Below are 13,496 nucleotides of genomic sequence, written 5' to 3'. Positions count from 1 at the left end.
CCGCCTGCTGGCAAGATCGTGCGATGCACCTCGGCATCGACTTCGGTACATCCAGCACGGCCGCGGTCCTGACCGGTGACGACGGGGCGGTGACGCCGCTGCTGTTCGACGGCTCGCCGCTGCTGCCGTCGGCGGTCCACCTCGACGTCGCCGGGGGCGTCCTCGCGGTCGGCGGTGCCGCCGTGCGGGGCGGGACGGCCGACCCGGACCGCTACGAGCCCAACCCGAAGCTGCGCGCCGCCGACGTCACCGTGCCGCTCGGCGGCACCGGCGTGCCCGTCGTGCACCTGTTCGCCGCGGTCCTGTGGGCCGTGCACGCCGAGGCGCTGCGGGTCACCGGCGGGGTCGCGCCCCACGAGGTGGCCCTGACCCATCCGGTGTTCTGGGACGCCCACCACCGCGGGGCGCTGCTCGCCGCGGCGTCCATGGCCGGACTGCCTGCCGCCAGGCTCGTGCCGTCACCGGTCGCGGTCGCCTCCACGCTGCTCGGACGGCTCCAGGCGCCGGTCGTCGAGGGGCAGTGCATCGTCGTGTACGAACTGGGCGCCGGCCCCTTCGAGGTCACCGTGGTGCGCTCCACCGCCGCCGGTCCGCAGGTCGTCGCGGCCGCCGGGCTCGCCGGCGCCGGTGGCCTCGACGTCGACGCGGCGATCGCGGCCCACCTCCTGGCCGTGGCACCCGCCGGCGCGCGGCTCGATCCGGGGCAGCAGCGGTGGCTGACGGAGCAGGCCCGGCTCGCGAAGGAACTGCTGAGCGCGGGGACGTCCGCCGTCGTGCCCGTCGCCGGCCGGGGCGAGGTGACCCTGACCCCGGACGACCTGGAACGCATCGCGACCCCACTGGTGCGCCCCACCGCCGACCTGACACTGCGGGTGATGCGCGACGCCGGCGTCGACGCGGCGTCGGTCGCCGGGGTGTACCTCGCCGGCGGCGGCACCCGGATGCCGCTCGTCGCGACCCTGCTGCACCGCGTCGTCGGCATCCCGCCGGTCGCGTCCGGCCAGCCGGAGCTCCTCGCCGCCGAGGGCAGCGTCGCGGTCCTGGCCGCGCCGCACCCGCCCGCCGCGACGCCGCACCCGCAGGCCGTGCCGGAGGTCGTGCCGGACCCGACCGTGCCGGACAGTGGCGGGCCGGACAGTGGAGCGCCCGACAGTGGCGAGGGCGGGCGCCTGTGGGACTGGCTGCCGGCGCATCCCGTGCTGATCTCGGGGTGGACGTGGCGGGACGCGCCGTTCCACCCGCTGCGGCTCGGCCTGCCGTCCGGCTACGGCTGGACGATCCGGGCCAGGTTCGCCGAACCGGAGCACACCGTGTTCCTCAGCCGCGGTGGCGGCCCGCTGCTGTTCCGCAGCGTCGCCGGGCTCGCCACGTACCTGCTGCAGGCCGGCGACCACGAGCTCGCCGGGCTCGACGGCTGGCCGGCGGCCCGGGACCTGTTCGTGTCACTCGTGCACGACGCCGGCGACGAGGACGAGGTCGACCTGGACCTGGTGCAGTACAACCTCGGCTTCCCGCCGCGGCAATGGATGCCGGACCTGCTGGTCGCCGCCCGGGACGTCGCCGTCGACCTGGCCGAGGCGTTCGGCCTGCAGGACGTCATCGCGCTCCTCGCCGAGGGGAGCCTCCTCGATGGCGTCGACGACCTGCTGCGCCACGCCGACCGGACCCTCGCCGGCCGGTCCGCCCGGCGGCGGCTGGACGCCGTCGACGCCGACGCGGTCCGCTGGGACTGGCACGCGATCGTGACCCGGCTCGACGGGATCATCGCCTGGGCCGACTGAGCGAAGCGCGCGAACAGCTCAGGAGGGCCAGTGCAGGCCGAACCGGTCGGCGGGGTGGATCTCCTCCGCCTCGCCGGTGCGCACCACCAGGACCGGCACCCCCTCGGCGAGGCCGAAGCGTTCCCGCTCCCGCGGGGTCGGCATTCGCGCCGACACGACCCCGCCGGGCGGGACGGCGCGGACCTCGGCGGGCCCGTCGAGGTGGCCACCGGGTGGGCCGCCGGGGCCGCGGGCCGGCCGGGCGGTCACCGGACCGACCCGGATCGACTTGTCGGGGGCGAGGAACAGCAGGCCCTCGCGGCGCAGCACGGCGATGCCCTTGAGCGCCGTGTCGCGGCCGACGTCGTGCTCGTGGGCGAGTGTGGCGGCGCTGGGCACCACAGCTCCGGGTGGCAGCGTCCCGGCCATGATCTGGGCCCGGAGTGCGTCGGCGACACGCTCGTACCGTGGCGGCATCCGGAAACTGTAGCCACTTGGCTACACGGGGCGGAAGGTCTCAGACGGCCGTGGCGCCCAGGGCGCGGAACGCGAAGTCGGTGACCTGCTCGGCCGCCCGGGTCGCGCCGGCGTCGTCCTGGGCCGCGTCCGGCGTCATCCGCTCCTGGAACGCGGCCGACAGCGCGGCCGTGATGGTCCGCGCGTCGGCGTCCGGGTCAGCCCACGGCAGGGACCCGTCGGCGCGGCCCCGCTCGAGGATCGCCGCGATCGCCGCGTGGCGTGCGGCGGACATCCGCGCCCGCTCGGCGGTGTAGCCGGCGGTGCCCATCAGCTCGCCGCACGACATCACCAGGACCCGCCGGCGGCGGTGGCTGTCGGCGGTCAGCGACAGGAGCCCGAAGATCCACGCCCGCAACGCCTCCGGCGGGGTCGGCGCGGCGTCGGCGGCCGCCGTCAGCTCGGCGTGGACGCGGTCGCTGTCGCGGCGGAACATCGCCAGCAGCAGCGCGTCCTTGGAGTCGAAGTGCCGGTAGAACGCCCTGGTGGAAAGGCCTGCGGCGGCGAGCACACCGGTGACGGACAGGCCGCCCCCACCGGTGTCGACCAGGCAGCGGTGCGCGGCCTCGATGATCCGCGAACGCTCGCCGGTGTCTGCGGTCACGGACATCAGTCCATGCTATCGGGGACCGGCCCCGGAGCCGGGAATAGGCTGCTGCGGTGAATCCGTACTTCGTGTGGGAGGACCTCAAGGCGGGCACCGAGGCCGGCGCCGGTTGGCGGCCGTTCACCGACCTGCTCGACCCGGCTGTCGCCGCCGAACGGGTCGGGGTCGCGCGGGACACCCTGGTCACGATGTTCGGGCTCGACCCCGCCACGGTGCCGGTGCGGGTGGTCGCGTCGGTGACGTTCCTCGGGGTCGCGTCGCGGCTCCTCGCGCCGCCCCTGCTCACGCCCAGGTTCCCGGCGCCGGGGCAGCTGTTCTGGAAACCGGTCGCCGGCGGGCCCTGGCCGATGGCGTGCACCGTGCCGGCCGGTGATGAGCGCGCCGAGGCGGCCGAAGGGATCGCGGTGTTCCGCGACCGGATCCTGCTCGGGCTGGTCGCGCCGCTGCTCGCCGTGTTCCAGGCGGAGTTCCGGCTCTCCCCGAAGGTGCTGTGGGGCAATGTCAGCTCGGCCCTGGCGGGCGCCGCCGGCCAGCTCGACGACCCCGCCGTCTGGGCGACCGTCGCCGAGCTGCTCGGCGTCGCGCCCCTCGCCGGCACGGCGGACCTGCACGGCCGGGCGCTGCGCCGCCGCAACTGCTGCCTGTACTACCGGATCCCCGGCGGCGGCACCTGCGGCGACTGCGTCCTGCGCCGCTGACCGCTCAGGTCTGTGCGGCCGTCCCCAACAGGTGGCCGTCGTGGTCGGAGACGGTGACCTTGTCGACGTTCGGCAGCTGGATCGAGCTGGCCCCGGTGACCCGGGCCGACGCGGACGTGGTCCGGCCCCAGCACGCCGCCTGCTCCTCCTGGCCGCCGCGGCCGACCACGCGGAGCACGAACGGCCCGTCGCCCGGCAGGCCGCTGAGCTCCAGGGCCACCGACACGCCCCATTGCCGCGGGGTCAGCGTGGCCCGGCCGGACAGCGCGCTGCCGGCGGCCGCGACGAACTGCACGACGGTGCCGGCCGGGGCGCTCGACGCCGGCGTGCTCGAACCCGGCGCCGACGGCGCGGCCTGCGTGGTCCGGGCAGGCGTCTGCGGCGCGGACCGCGACCACACGACCGAACCCACGACGGTCAGGGCGGCCACCGTGGCGGCGACCCCTACCAGGATCCGGGCCCGCCACCGGACCGGCGGCCCGGCCCGCCGGGCCCGGCGGAGCAGCGCGTCGACGCCGTCCCGGGTCGGCGCCTCGAGGACCGCCGCGGGCCCGTCGCCGGGCAGCCGCTGCAGCAGCTCCGGCACCGGCGCGAGCCGATGGACCTCGGCGCGGCAGTCCGCGCAGCCGCTCAGGTGCGCGTCGACCCTGAACTGGTCGGTCTCGTCCAGCCCGCCCAGGAGGTACCCGCCGAGCAGTGGGCGCACCGAGTCGTGTTCGCTCACCGCAGCACCCCCATCTCCTCGAACACCGCGCGCAGCGCCCGGACCGCGTAGTAGGCGCGGGACTTGACCGTGCCCTCCGGCACGGACAGGCGGCGGGCGGTGTCGGCGACGGTACGCCCGTCGTAGTACACGGACTCCACGACCTGCCGGTGCTCGACCGACAGCCGGTCCAGGGCGGCGCGGACCAGCCAGCCCTCCACGAGCTCGTCGACGTTGTCGGCGTCGGCGACCGCCGCGATCGCGTCCGGGTCGTCGACGAGCCGCGGCCGCCGCTGCTCCGCCCGCCACGCGTTGCTCACCACGTTGCGCGCGATCGTCAGCAGGTACGCGCGGGTGGTGTCCCGGCTGACGTCGATCCGCCCGATGTGCTTCCAGGCCCGCAGGAGCGTCTCCTGGACGAGGTCCTCGGCACGGTGACGGTCGCGTTCATACCGCGAGACGAAGCCGAGCAGCACACCGTAGTGCTCGGTGTACAGCGCGGTCATCAGCTCCTCGTCCGTGGTCAACTGGGTCTCCTCACGCGCGGGTCCTGTCGAGGTCTACCCCACCAGACGGTTGCGGGTTCAACCACCCGGGAGCCGGGACTTTTCCGCAGCTCCGGCACCGCACGTCCGATGTGTCACCCGGACGGTCCGTTCGACCGCCGGCCCGACTCTCCCGCCGGCCCGAGCTCACCGGCGCGTCCACCGCGGCGGCGGCCGCCGGCCACGCGATCGCCGACGGCGCGGCCCGGGCCGACGCGCCGCGGCTTCGCCGTCGTCGCCAACGAGGTCAAGGACCTCGCCCAGGAGACGTCCCGGGCGACGGAGAGCATCGCGCAGCGCGTCGCCGCCATCCAGCAGGGCAGCGGCGACGCGGTCACCGCGATCTCCGAGATCAGCGCGATCATCGCCCAGATCAGCGACTACCAGACGACGATCGCCTCCGCGGTCGAGGAGCAGTCGGCCACGACCGCGGAGATGACCCGCAACGTGGCCGAGGCCGCCGACGGCACGGCCCGCATCGCCACGTCGATCGCCGCGCCACGCCGTCTCGGAGTTCACCGTCTAGTTCACCGTCCAGTTCACCGTCGAGGCGGGTCAGGCTCCGGGCTGCGGACGCGTGCGGCGGAACGCGAGGACCGCGACGACCAGGCCGGCGAGGCCCAGGACGAGCCCCGCGACGCCGAGCCCGACCGCGGTGCCGTCGCCGCCGTCGTCGTCCTTCGCCGCGACCGCCGGCCCGGCGCCGGTGGCCGCCGCGGTCGCGGCCGGGTCGGTCTTCTTGGTGAGCTTCAGGACGGGGGCCGGGTGCTCGGCCTCCGCGCCGGCGGCGGGCTCGTCGATCCAGCGGACGACCTCGCCGCCGGAGTACGTCTGCAGCGCCTTGAACACGATCTGGTCGACGGCCGGCAGCGGGCCGAGCGACACGTCGAACTCCTGGAACGTGTGCGGCTTGATCTCCGCACCCGCCGACGCCGTCCAGGTGATCTTCGAGACGGCGTCGGTGATCTCGCCGTCGTCGGTCTTGATCGGCGTCGCGAGCTTGCTGTTCTCGGCGACCGCGGTCCAGCCCTGGACCGGTTTGAGCGACACGGACGCGATCGGGGTGTCGGTCGGCAGCGCGATTTCGAGCTTGACGGTGGAGGCGTCGTCGCGCTCGTTCGGCACCCGGAACGTCACCTTCGTGTAGCCGCCCTGCGTGGCGGTGCCCGGGTTGACGGTGACGTGGGCGGAGGCGACGGCGGGGAAGGCGAGTGCCGCGGCGGCGGCCGCGGCCGCGGCGACACCCGCCCGGACCACATGGGTCAGGCGCATGATGCGGGCTGTCCTCTCGGAAGACGGGAACTGCACGGTCTGCGGGATAGTCGCCGCGGGCCGCCGGATAGTTCCCGCCATCTCCGGAAAAGGGCAAACCCGGAAACGGGCCAGGAGGTCAGGTCAGGTCGGCCGGGTCCGCGTAGGCCGTGCCGAGCGCCGTCACCGCGAACAGGCCGACGGCCAGGACGTGCACCGCCGTGCACCACAGGCAGATCGCGTCGAGGATGAACAGCTCCGCGTAGACGAGCCACGCGACGAAGACCACCCCGACCGCCGCGAACGCGAGCCGGGCGAGCCGGACGTCCCGGCGCGGGGTGCTCCACAGCAGCGACAGGGCCACCATGACCGCGAAGTACAGCAGGCCCAGGAGCGCGACCGGCACGCCGAACATCGTGGACTGCTCGCTGGTGGTGACCTTCAGGCAGTTCAACGCGCCGGTGTCCGGGCACGCGAGGGTCGTCGAGGACGTGTAGTGCTCGATCGTCAGGTACACCGACACGGCCAGGCCGAGGACGGACAGCACCAGCGACACGGGCGGCACCCACCGCTGGACCAGGGCGCCGGCGATCGGGTGGACGGCGGTCTCGGTCATCCTCAGACCTTTCCCTGGAAGGCGGTCACGGCCGGGCTGGTGCAGACGTTCGCCGGTTTGCCGCCGGTGATCTTGCACAGCACGGCGGTGATCGCGTTGGCGTTGCCGACGACGGCCTTGGTGATGTCGCTGTTCGGGTCGGCCAGCGCCGCCGTGACCTGCTCAGCGGTCATGCCGGCGAGCAGTTGCGGGCTGAACGACGCTCCACCGGCGATGGCCTGGTTGGCGAAGTCGATGAACGGGATCGACCCGGCGGACTTCGCGTCGACGTACGGCGGGGCGTTGAACTTCTGCACCAGCTGCGCCTGCTGCGCCGTCAACTGGTCCAGCGGCGTGTACGAGCCGCCCTTGCGGGTCCGGCTGCTGGTCTCCACGCCCTGGAAGGTGAGCACGTCGCTGGTGTACGTGGAACCGTGGAACGACACCGTCGGCGTGTTCGGGTACACGTCGTCCGACGCCGAGGCGGTGATCGTCAGGCCGCTGAACGTCCCGAACCGGGACAGGGCCACGACGACCGGCCAGCGTTGCGCGGCGCAGAACGGGCAGTACTCGGCGCCGACGTACAGCACCAGCGGCTTGCCCCCGTCGGTGAGCACCTCCTGGCCGCTGATCGCCTTCGGCAGTGTCGCGGCGGATCCGGGGCCGGCGGCGGAGCCGGTGCCGACCTGGTCGAGCACCGACGGCGGGACCGAGGTCAGTTTGGCCACGATCGCCGCGGCGGCCTCGCCGGTCGGGAACGGCGAGGCCTGCTCGCCACCGCCGCCCTCGCCCGCCCCGCCGAGCTTCGCCACGATCATGACGGCGAACACGACCAGAACCGCGGCGATCGCGGCCGTCGCCCGGCGCATCCGGCCCTTCCGGGCCGTGGCCCGCTCCTGGATCATCCGCATGCGTCGCGCGTACTCGCGCGAGTCCCGCTGGCGCTTCGACACGCGCAACCCCCCACTCGTCTGCCTGGTTAGTCGTACGGGAGCACCCACAGGTTCCCTGCGTCGCCGACTTTAGGCGGATGGCCCGCCGTCGCACTGGGTCGAAGGTCCCGCCACGCCGGGTAGGACGGCAGATCTTGCGCGGTCCGGTGTGCGGGTGCACTGTGGCATGTCGGCACCAGGATTACTGACAGGAACACTGACCCAGAGCACGGATGCGAGGGGCGGATCCACATCATGCAGCGACGACACCTTCTGACAGCGGCCGCGACCGGTGCGGTGGCCGGCGCCGCCGGACTGGCCGGCAGCGCGGCGGCCGCCGAGAGCGGCAGTGGAAGCGGAGCGGGACAGTTGAAGCCCGGCAAGACCCGGTTGATCAGCCTGTCGCACGTCAACGACCCGGCGAAGACCAACATCTACCCCGGCGACCCGGCGTTCGAGCTGGAGACGATCGCCACCATCGAGGAGGACGGCTACTACCTGCAGTTCGTCCGGGAGGGCGAGGCGACCGGCACCCACTGGGGCGCGCCCGGCCACTTCAACGCCGGCGAGCCCCTCGCCGACGACCTCGACCCCAACGACCTGTTCCTGCCCGCGGTCAAGATCGACGTGCGGGACAAGTGCGCCCGCAATGCCGACTACGCGCTGACCATCGACGACGTCAAGCAGTGGGAGCGCCGGCACGGTCGGATCCCGGACGAGTCGATGATCATCATGTGGACCGGCTGGGAGTACAAGTGGGGCACTGACGCCTTCCCGAACCTCGACGCCGACGGGGTCCTGCACCAGCCGGGCTTCGCGCCGCAGACGGTCCAGTGGTTCATCGACACCGGCCGGATCGGCCGCAACGGCGGCACCGGCATCGACACGTTCGGCCCCGACCTCGGCACCGACCCGGAGTTCCTGGCGTCGCTGCTGGTCTACCAGCGGCACCGGATCAGCCTGGAGATCCTCGCCAACCTGGCCGGGTTCCCGACCACCGGCGCCTCGATCCTCTGCGGCGGCTTCATCAACGCCAAGGGCTCCGGGTCCACGGCGCTCATCTACGGCGTGATCCCGCCCGGCGTGCACGCCTGAGTTCGTGCAAGCCTGAGTTTCTGTCAAGTCGCGCCTCCGGGTGCCGATGCGGTGCGTGTGGAAGGCATCACCGGCATCGCCACCCGGATGGCAGAGATCCGCTACCAGCTCGCCGCGTTCCGCCCGTCGGCCGCGCCCGTGGCGCAGGACGCCGCCGCGTTCGCCGGCGCGCTGACGGCAGCGACCGGGGTGTCCGAGGCGACGCTGAAACAGCGCTACGACAACGGCCGCATCCCGGCCACCGCGCTCACCGAGATCGGCGCGACCGGTCACCGGCTCGCCGCGCCCGCCGCGACCGCCATGGAGGGCCTGCTGCGCAAGGCGCAGGCGGACGGGGTCACGATCGGCATCACCGACTCGTACCGCAGCTACGACGAGCAGGTCGACCTCGCCCGCCGCAAGGGCCTCTACTCGCAGGGCGGCCTCGCCGCGGCGCCCGGCACCAGCGACCACGGCTGGGGCATGGCCGTCGACCTGGACCTCGACGCGAAGGCGCAGGCCTGGATGCGGGCCAACGCGGGACGGTTCGGCTTCACCGAGAACACCCCGCGCGAGCCGTGGCACTGGAAGTTCGCCGGCGGGTGAGCCTCCCCGTTCCCGGCTAGGCTGCGGGCATGCTGGTGTCGTCGCTGCTCACCGTGCACCTGGCCCTGGCCGCGATGTGGTGCGGGTCGATGGGTTACAGCCTGCTCGTGGTCCAGCCGAAGGTCGCCCGGTTCGGGTTCGACGACGACCGCCTCGAGGACTTCCTCACGCTGCTCGCCCAGGGCAACCGGTGGAAGGTCGTGCCGATCATCGCGGCGCTCCTGGTCACCGGCGCGGGTGTCGCGGCGCTGACCGGCGGCGGCATCCGGCTGACGTTCCTCGGGGTGTTGGTGGTGTACGGCGCAGCCGCCGCCGTGTTCGCCGACGTCTCGTGGCGGCACTGGCCGGCGCGGGTGTTCGCGCTGCCCGACGAGCGCCCGGCGCTGCGCCACGGCCTGCGCGTGCGGGCGTGGACGATGCTGGTCCTCGTCGCGATGGCGTTCGCCGCCGCGCTGCTGGCCGTGACGTTGCACGGGCAGTGGTGACCCGGCAACGCTGTTAGGGTGCCCTGATGTATCCCGCACCCGCCCGCCCGGGGTTCGGCTGGAAGCTGCTGCAGAGCTGGTGGGTCCTCATCTCGATCGTGGGGATCGGCTGCCTCAGCGGCGCCGGCTTCGTCCTCATCGGGCTGCGCGCCCGTAAGCCCGGCTGGTGGGGCACCGGCGTGGCGTACATGGCGATCGAGACCGCGCTGTTCGTCGCCTCCGACCGGGTGTTGACGGGCACCCCCGAGCACCTGGACGACACCATCGTCACCGCGTGGGGCCTGCTGTGGCTCGCCAGCATCGTGCACTCGTTCGTGCTCAACGTGTTCTGGCTGCGGTGGCGGGAGCAGCGCTACCTGGCTTCCCAGCCGCAGCAGGGGTACGGCGCCCCGGCCGCGTACGGTTCCCCGGCGGTGCCGTACGGCTCGCCGGTCGCTCCCGCGTCGGCGGTGCCCTACTCCGGCCCGCCGTCCTCGGGCCCGCCGCACGCTGCCCCGCCGCCGTTCTCGACGGCGTCGGCCGGCTTCCCCGCGCAGTTCCCGACGACTGTCACGGGATCGACCACGCCGTGGCCGGCGCCGACCCCGTGGACGCCGAACGGCCCGGTCGACGTGAACATCGCCGACGCCGCGCAGTTCAGCACGCTCGAGGCCTTCGACGCCGCCCGGGTCGCCTACGTGCTGTCGGAGCGGCAGCGTCGCGGCGGCTACACCAGCCTGGCGGAGTTCGCCGCGACGGCGCAGCTGACGCCCTACCAGTTCGAGCGGATCCAGCACCGCCTGACGCTGTCGCCGCCGCGCCGCTACTGAGTCACGAGCAGGACCACGAGGGTGCGCGGGCCGTGCACGCCCTCGACCCGGTTGAGCTCGATGTCGCTGGTCGCCGACGGACCGCTGATCAGCGTCAGCGGGCGGGTCGGGGTGAGCCGGGCGAGCAGGTCGGGGACGGTCTGCACGACCTGGTCGGCCCGCACGACGCAGTAGTGCCGGTCCGGGACCAGCGTGATCGCGCGCCGGCCCTGGTCCGGGCCGGCGTCGAGGGCGATCGTGCCGGTCTCGGCGACCGCCGCCGCGCACGCGGTGACCACCCCCGCGAACCCGTCGAGGTCGCGGGGCCCGAGGACACCGTCGTCGACGGTGATGTCGGCGGCTGCGCTGCCGGTGTCTGTGCCGGCGCGCGGAAGCCAGCCGTCGGGCAGCCCCGGCGGGACGATCAGCCGCCCGCCGGTGGGCATCGTGGCGTCCAGCGCGGCGCGCAGGTCGCCGGCCAGGCCGGCGTCGGTCGTGGTGATCACCGTCGCCTTGTAGTCGACGAGGCGGTCGACCAGCAGATCCAGCAGCTCGGGGGAGCCGGCCGGGACGGTCCCGGCGCGCCGGTAGTCGCGGGGCACCTCCGGCACGACCGGATCAGGGCCCAGGGCGGTGCGGATCCGGGCCAGCACCGCGTCCCGCGCGTCACTCATCGGTCCTCCTCGGCGGGTGCGGGCGAAACGGGCGCGGCCGAATCGGATGCGGGTGAAACGGGTGCGGCCGGGCGGGTGCGCCACCACTCGCGGAACGTCTGCCCGGGTGGGCGGGGCAGGTCCCGGCTCGCCGTCCACGCCGACAGCGGCGGCGGCAGCGCCGTGATCCGGTCGGCGCGCCGCCCGAGGAGCCGGCCGAGCCGCATCAGCCGCTCCCCGCCGCGGAACCGTGCGGGCTTCGCCATCACCCACGCCATCGCCGCCATCGCGACGGCCTCCGCGGACGGCACCGGCCGCGAGGCCCGCTCCTCGACGTGCCGGGCCCGCAGGTGCACCAGCATCGCCGGGATGTCGATGCGCACCGGACACGCGTCGAAGCACGCGCCGCAGAGGCTGGACGCGTACGGCAGCGAGGCGTTGTCCTCGACCCCGGTGAGCTGCGGGCTGAGCACGGCGCCGATCGGGCCCGGGTACACGGAGCCGTACGCGTGCCCGCCGGTGCGCTCGTACACGGGACAGACGTTGAGGCAGGCGCTGCACCGGATGCAGTGCAGCGCGGACCGGCCCCGCTCGTCGGACAGCACGGCGGTGCGGCCGTTGTCGAGCAGGACGAGATGGAAGTCCTGCGGGCCGTCGCCGGGGGTGACCCCGGTCCACAGCGACGTGTACGGGTTCATCCGCTCGCCGGTCGAGGAGCGCGGCAGCAGCTGCAGGAACACCTCGAGGTCGGTCCAGGCCGGCACGACCTTCTCGATGCCCATGACGGTGATCAGGGTCTGCGGCAGGGTCAGGCACATCCGGCCGTTGCCCTCCGACTCGACGACCGCGAGGGTGCCGGACTCGGCGACCGCGAAGTTCGCCCCGGACACCGCGACCCGCGCCGTCAGGAACTTCTCGCGCAGGTACGCGCGGGCGGCCATGGCCAGGTCGCGGGGCTCGTCGGACAGCTCGCCCACGTCGGGCATGGTGCGGCGGAAGATGTCGCGGATCTCGGTGCGGTTGCGGTGGATGGCGGGGACCAGGATGTGCGACGGCTTGTCGTCGCCGAGCTGCACGATGAGCTCAGCGAGGTCGGTCTCCCAGGCGGTGACCCCGCCCTCGGCCAGGGCCTCGTTGAGCCCGATCTCCTGGGTGGCCATCGACTTGACCTTGACGACCTCGTCGGCCCCGGCGGCCCGGACCAGGCCGAGCACGATCGCGTTGGCCTCGGTGGCGTCGCGGGCCCAGTGCACGGTGCCGCCCCGGGCGGTGACCTGCTCCTCCAGCTGGGTCAGCAGCTCGGGCAGGCGGGCCATGGTCGCGGCCTTGATCGCCTCGCCCGCCAGGCGCAGCTCCTCCCAGTCGGGGACCTCGGCGACGACGGCGGCGCGCTTGCCGCGGATGGTGCGGGTGGCGTGGCCGAGGTTGCGCCGCAGCTGCCCGTTGCCGAGCGCGGTGCGGGCGGCGTCGGGGAACGGCTCGTCACCCCGGAGGGCACCGACACCGCGCGGCGCGTACACCGGCATCCCGAGAAATGTCGAGGTCATGTCGCCGCCAGGATCTCGGCGAGGTGCACGGGGCGGGCGACGGCACCGGCGTCGGCCGTCAGCCGCGACAGGCCGCCACCCATGTGCATCAGGCACGACGAGTCGCCGGCGGCCACGACGTCGGCGCCGGTGGACAGCACGTTGCGGAGCTTGTCGCTGAGCATCGCCGCGGACGTGTCGGCGTTCTTCAGCGCGAACGTGCCGCCGAAACCGCAGCACTGGTCGGCGCCGGGCAGCTCGACCAGGTCGATGCCGCGCACGGCCCGCAGCAGTCGCAGCGGCCGGTCGGCGACCCGCAGCATGCGCAGCGAGTGGCAGGTCGGGTGGTAGGTGACCCGGTGCGGGTAGTGCGCGCCGACGTCGGTGACGCCGAGGACGTCGACGAGGAACTCCGACAGCTCGTAGGTGCGCTCGCCGACCTCCTCGGCCCGGTGCGACAGGGCGACCCGCCCGGCCCGGCGGGCGACGGCGGCGTGCTGGTGCCGGATCGAGCCGACGCACGAGCCGGACGGCGCGACGATCGCCTCGAACCCGGCGAACGTGTCGACTTGGTGCTCGATGAGCTTCACGGCCTCACGCTGATAGCCGGTGTTGATGTGCATCTGGCCGCAGCAGGTCTGCGCCTCGGGGAAGACCACCTCGTGCCCGAGGCGCTCCAGCAGCTCGACCGTGGCCCGGCCGACCTGCGGGAACATCGCGTCGGCGAGGCAGGTCACGAACAGTGCCACCCGCATAG

16 protein-coding genes and 1 pseudogene are annotated in these 13,496 nt (G+C 73.8%); 7 read left to right on the top strand and 10 right to left on the bottom strand.

Going from position 1 to position 13,496, the window contains the following annotated elements; translation table 11 throughout:
• Nucleotides 1-23 precede the first annotated feature (23 nt).
• A complete protein-coding gene (locus ACFPIJ_RS19285; RefSeq protein ID WP_380116528.1) occupies nt 24-1,781 on the top strand; it encodes an Hsp70 family protein in 1,758 nt (585 codons plus the stop codon).
• Nucleotides 1,782-1,799: 18 nt separating this feature from the next.
• On the opposite strand, the gene ACFPIJ_RS19280 is transcribed toward ACFPIJ_RS19285, so the two are convergent.
• Both ACFPIJ_RS19280 and ACFPIJ_RS19275 read right to left on the bottom strand, forming a co-directional pair.
• Nucleotides 1,800-2,237: a GntR family transcriptional regulator gene (locus ACFPIJ_RS19280; protein ID WP_380116527.1), complete on the bottom strand. Its 438-nt coding sequence runs from the start codon at nt 2,235-2,237 to the stop codon at nt 1,800-1,802.
• 40 nt (nt 2,238-2,277) lie between these two features.
• Entirely contained in the window at nt 2,278-2,886 is a 609-nt protein-coding gene (locus ACFPIJ_RS19275) for a TetR/AcrR family transcriptional regulator (RefSeq protein WP_380116526.1), read from the bottom strand.
• A gap of 50 nt (nt 2,887-2,936) precedes the next feature.
• Here ACFPIJ_RS19275 and ACFPIJ_RS19270 point away from each other — a divergent pair, with 50 nt between their 5' ends.
• Nucleotides 2,937-3,581 (top strand): (2Fe-2S)-binding protein, encoded by a 645-nt coding sequence (locus ACFPIJ_RS19270; protein WP_380116525.1) that lies wholly within the window; start codon nt 2,937-2,939, stop codon nt 3,579-3,581.
• Nucleotides 3,582-3,585: 4 nt separating this feature from the next.
• Here ACFPIJ_RS19270 and ACFPIJ_RS19265 read toward each other — a convergent pair whose 3' ends face one another.
• Together ACFPIJ_RS19265 and ACFPIJ_RS19260 are read right to left on the bottom strand one after the other, a co-directional pair.
• On the bottom strand, nt 3,586-4,305 hold the full coding sequence (locus ACFPIJ_RS19265) for a zf-HC2 domain-containing protein (protein ID WP_380116524.1): 720 nt from the start codon (nt 4,303-4,305) through the stop codon (nt 3,586-3,588).
• The gene (locus tag ACFPIJ_RS19260; protein WP_380116523.1) at nt 4,302-4,811 is read right to left on the bottom strand and encodes a sigma-70 family RNA polymerase sigma factor; all 510 of its coding nucleotides are present in this window, start codon (nt 4,809-4,811) and stop codon (nt 4,302-4,304) included. The genes ACFPIJ_RS19265 and ACFPIJ_RS19260 overlap by 4 nt, the downstream gene beginning before the upstream one ends.
• Before the next feature lie 216 nt (nt 4,812-5,027).
• Between ACFPIJ_RS19260 and ACFPIJ_RS19255 the strand changes: the two are divergent.
• Nucleotides 5,028-5,321, top strand: a pseudogene (locus tag ACFPIJ_RS19255) (methyl-accepting chemotaxis protein); the annotation flags it as partial.
• A gap of 63 nt (nt 5,322-5,384) precedes the next feature.
• Here the strand turns inward: ACFPIJ_RS19255 and ACFPIJ_RS19250 are convergent.
• The 3 genes from ACFPIJ_RS19250 to ACFPIJ_RS19240 all read right to left on the bottom strand — a co-directional run bounded on the left by ACFPIJ_RS19250 (nt 5,385) and on the right by ACFPIJ_RS19240 (nt 7,586).
• Nucleotides 5,385-6,101: a YcnI family protein gene (locus ACFPIJ_RS19250; protein ID WP_380116521.1), complete on the bottom strand. Its 717-nt coding sequence runs from the start codon at nt 6,099-6,101 to the stop codon at nt 5,385-5,387.
• A 118-nt stretch (nt 6,102-6,219) separates the two neighbouring features.
• Nucleotides 6,220-6,696, bottom strand: a complete 477-nt coding sequence (locus ACFPIJ_RS19245; protein ID WP_380116520.1) for a vitamin K epoxide reductase family protein — start codon at nt 6,694-6,696, stop codon at nt 6,220-6,222.
• A gap of 2 nt (nt 6,697-6,698) precedes the next feature.
• On the bottom strand, nt 6,699-7,586 hold the full coding sequence (locus tag ACFPIJ_RS19240) for a DUF929 family protein (protein WP_380116519.1): 888 nt from the start codon (nt 7,584-7,586) through the stop codon (nt 6,699-6,701).
• Nucleotides 7,587-7,862: 276 nt separating this feature from the next.
• On the opposite strand from ACFPIJ_RS19240, the gene ACFPIJ_RS19235 reads away from it, so the two are divergent.
• The 4 genes from ACFPIJ_RS19235 to ACFPIJ_RS19220 are packed head-to-tail and all read left to right on the top strand — an operon-like array spanning nt 7,863 to nt 10,581.
• Complete coding sequence (locus ACFPIJ_RS19235) at nt 7,863-8,702, top strand: cyclase family protein (RefSeq protein WP_380116518.1); 840 nt, start codon at nt 7,863-7,865, stop codon at nt 8,700-8,702.
• Nucleotides 8,703-8,753: 51 nt separating this feature from the next.
• Nucleotides 8,754-9,287 (top strand): M15 family metallopeptidase, encoded by a 534-nt coding sequence (locus ACFPIJ_RS19230; RefSeq protein WP_380116517.1) that lies wholly within the window; start codon nt 8,754-8,756, stop codon nt 9,285-9,287.
• A gap of 29 nt (nt 9,288-9,316) precedes the next feature.
• Entirely contained in the window at nt 9,317-9,772 is a 456-nt protein-coding gene (locus tag ACFPIJ_RS19225; protein ID WP_380116516.1) for a hypothetical protein, read from the top strand.
• A gap of 26 nt (nt 9,773-9,798) precedes the next feature.
• Nucleotides 9,799-10,581 carry a ComEA family DNA-binding protein gene (locus ACFPIJ_RS19220; RefSeq protein WP_380116515.1) on the top strand — a complete coding sequence of 261 codons (783 nt, stop codon included), beginning with the start codon at nt 9,799-9,801 and terminating at the stop codon, nt 10,579-10,581.
• Here ACFPIJ_RS19220 and ACFPIJ_RS19215 read toward each other — a convergent pair.
• Genes ACFPIJ_RS19215 through ACFPIJ_RS19205 form a run of 3 tightly spaced genes read right to left on the bottom strand, consistent with a single transcriptional unit; the run spans nt 10,575 to nt 13,494 of the window.
• A complete protein-coding gene (locus tag ACFPIJ_RS19215; protein WP_380116514.1) occupies nt 10,575-11,234 on the bottom strand; it encodes a LutC/YkgG family protein in 660 nt (219 codons plus the stop codon). The two genes, ACFPIJ_RS19220 and ACFPIJ_RS19215, sit on opposite strands and share 7 nt — an antisense overlap.
• Nucleotides 11,231-12,760, bottom strand: a complete 1,530-nt coding sequence (locus ACFPIJ_RS19210; RefSeq protein ID WP_380116513.1) for a LutB/LldF family L-lactate oxidation iron-sulfur protein — start codon at nt 12,758-12,760, stop codon at nt 11,231-11,233. Before ACFPIJ_RS19210 ends, ACFPIJ_RS19215 begins: the two co-directional genes overlap by 4 nt.
• Entirely contained in the window at nt 12,757-13,494 is a 738-nt protein-coding gene (locus ACFPIJ_RS19205; RefSeq protein ID WP_380116512.1) for a (Fe-S)-binding protein, read from the bottom strand. Before ACFPIJ_RS19205 ends, ACFPIJ_RS19210 begins: the two co-directional genes overlap by 4 nt.
• Nucleotides 13,495-13,496: the final 2 nt, after the last annotated feature.

The organism is Dactylosporangium cerinum, assembly GCF_042653625.1.
GTDB lineage: Bacteria > Actinomycetota > Actinomycetes > Mycobacteriales > Micromonosporaceae > Dactylosporangium > Dactylosporangium cerinum.
This window is presented reverse-complemented; position numbering and strand designations above follow the sequence as displayed.

What these genes read in the sequence shown, in the direction of transcription:
- ACFPIJ_RS19285 (WP_380116528.1), top strand. Translation starts at nt 24, where the DNA reads ATGCACCTCGGCATCGACTTCGGTACATCCAGCACGGCCGCGGTCCTG.
- ACFPIJ_RS19280 (WP_380116527.1), bottom strand. Translation starts at nt 2,237, where the DNA reads ATGCCGCCACGGTACGAGCGTGTCGCCGACGCACTCCGGGCCCAGATC.
- ACFPIJ_RS19275 (WP_380116526.1), bottom strand. Translation starts at nt 2,886, where the DNA reads ATGTCCGTGACCGCAGACACCGGCGAGCGTTCGCGGATCATCGAGGCC.
- ACFPIJ_RS19250 (WP_380116521.1), bottom strand. Translation starts at nt 6,101, where the DNA reads ATGCGCCTGACCCATGTGGTCCGGGCGGGTGTCGCCGCGGCCGCGGCC.
- ACFPIJ_RS19245 (WP_380116520.1), bottom strand. Translation starts at nt 6,696, where the DNA reads ATGACCGAGACCGCCGTCCACCCGATCGCCGGCGCCCTGGTCCAGCGG.
- ACFPIJ_RS19240 (WP_380116519.1), bottom strand. Translation starts at nt 7,586, where the DNA reads ATGCGGATGATCCAGGAGCGGGCCACGGCCCGGAAGGGCCGGATGCGC.
- ACFPIJ_RS19235 (WP_380116518.1), top strand. Translation starts at nt 7,863, where the DNA reads ATGCAGCGACGACACCTTCTGACAGCGGCCGCGACCGGTGCGGTGGCC.
- ACFPIJ_RS19225 (WP_380116516.1), top strand. Translation starts at nt 9,317, where the DNA reads ATGCTGGTGTCGTCGCTGCTCACCGTGCACCTGGCCCTGGCCGCGATG.
- ACFPIJ_RS19220 (WP_380116515.1), top strand. Translation starts at nt 9,799, where the DNA reads ATGTATCCCGCACCCGCCCGCCCGGGGTTCGGCTGGAAGCTGCTGCAG.
- ACFPIJ_RS19215 (WP_380116514.1), bottom strand. Translation starts at nt 11,234, where the DNA reads ATGAGTGACGCGCGGGACGCGGTGCTGGCCCGGATCCGCACCGCCCTG.
- ACFPIJ_RS19210 (WP_380116513.1), bottom strand. Translation starts at nt 12,760, where the DNA reads ATGACCTCGACATTTCTCGGGATGCCGGTGTACGCGCCGCGCGGTGTC.
- ACFPIJ_RS19205 (WP_380116512.1), bottom strand. Translation starts at nt 13,494, where the DNA reads ATGCGGGTGGCACTGTTCGTGACCTGCCTCGCCGACGCGATGTTCCCG.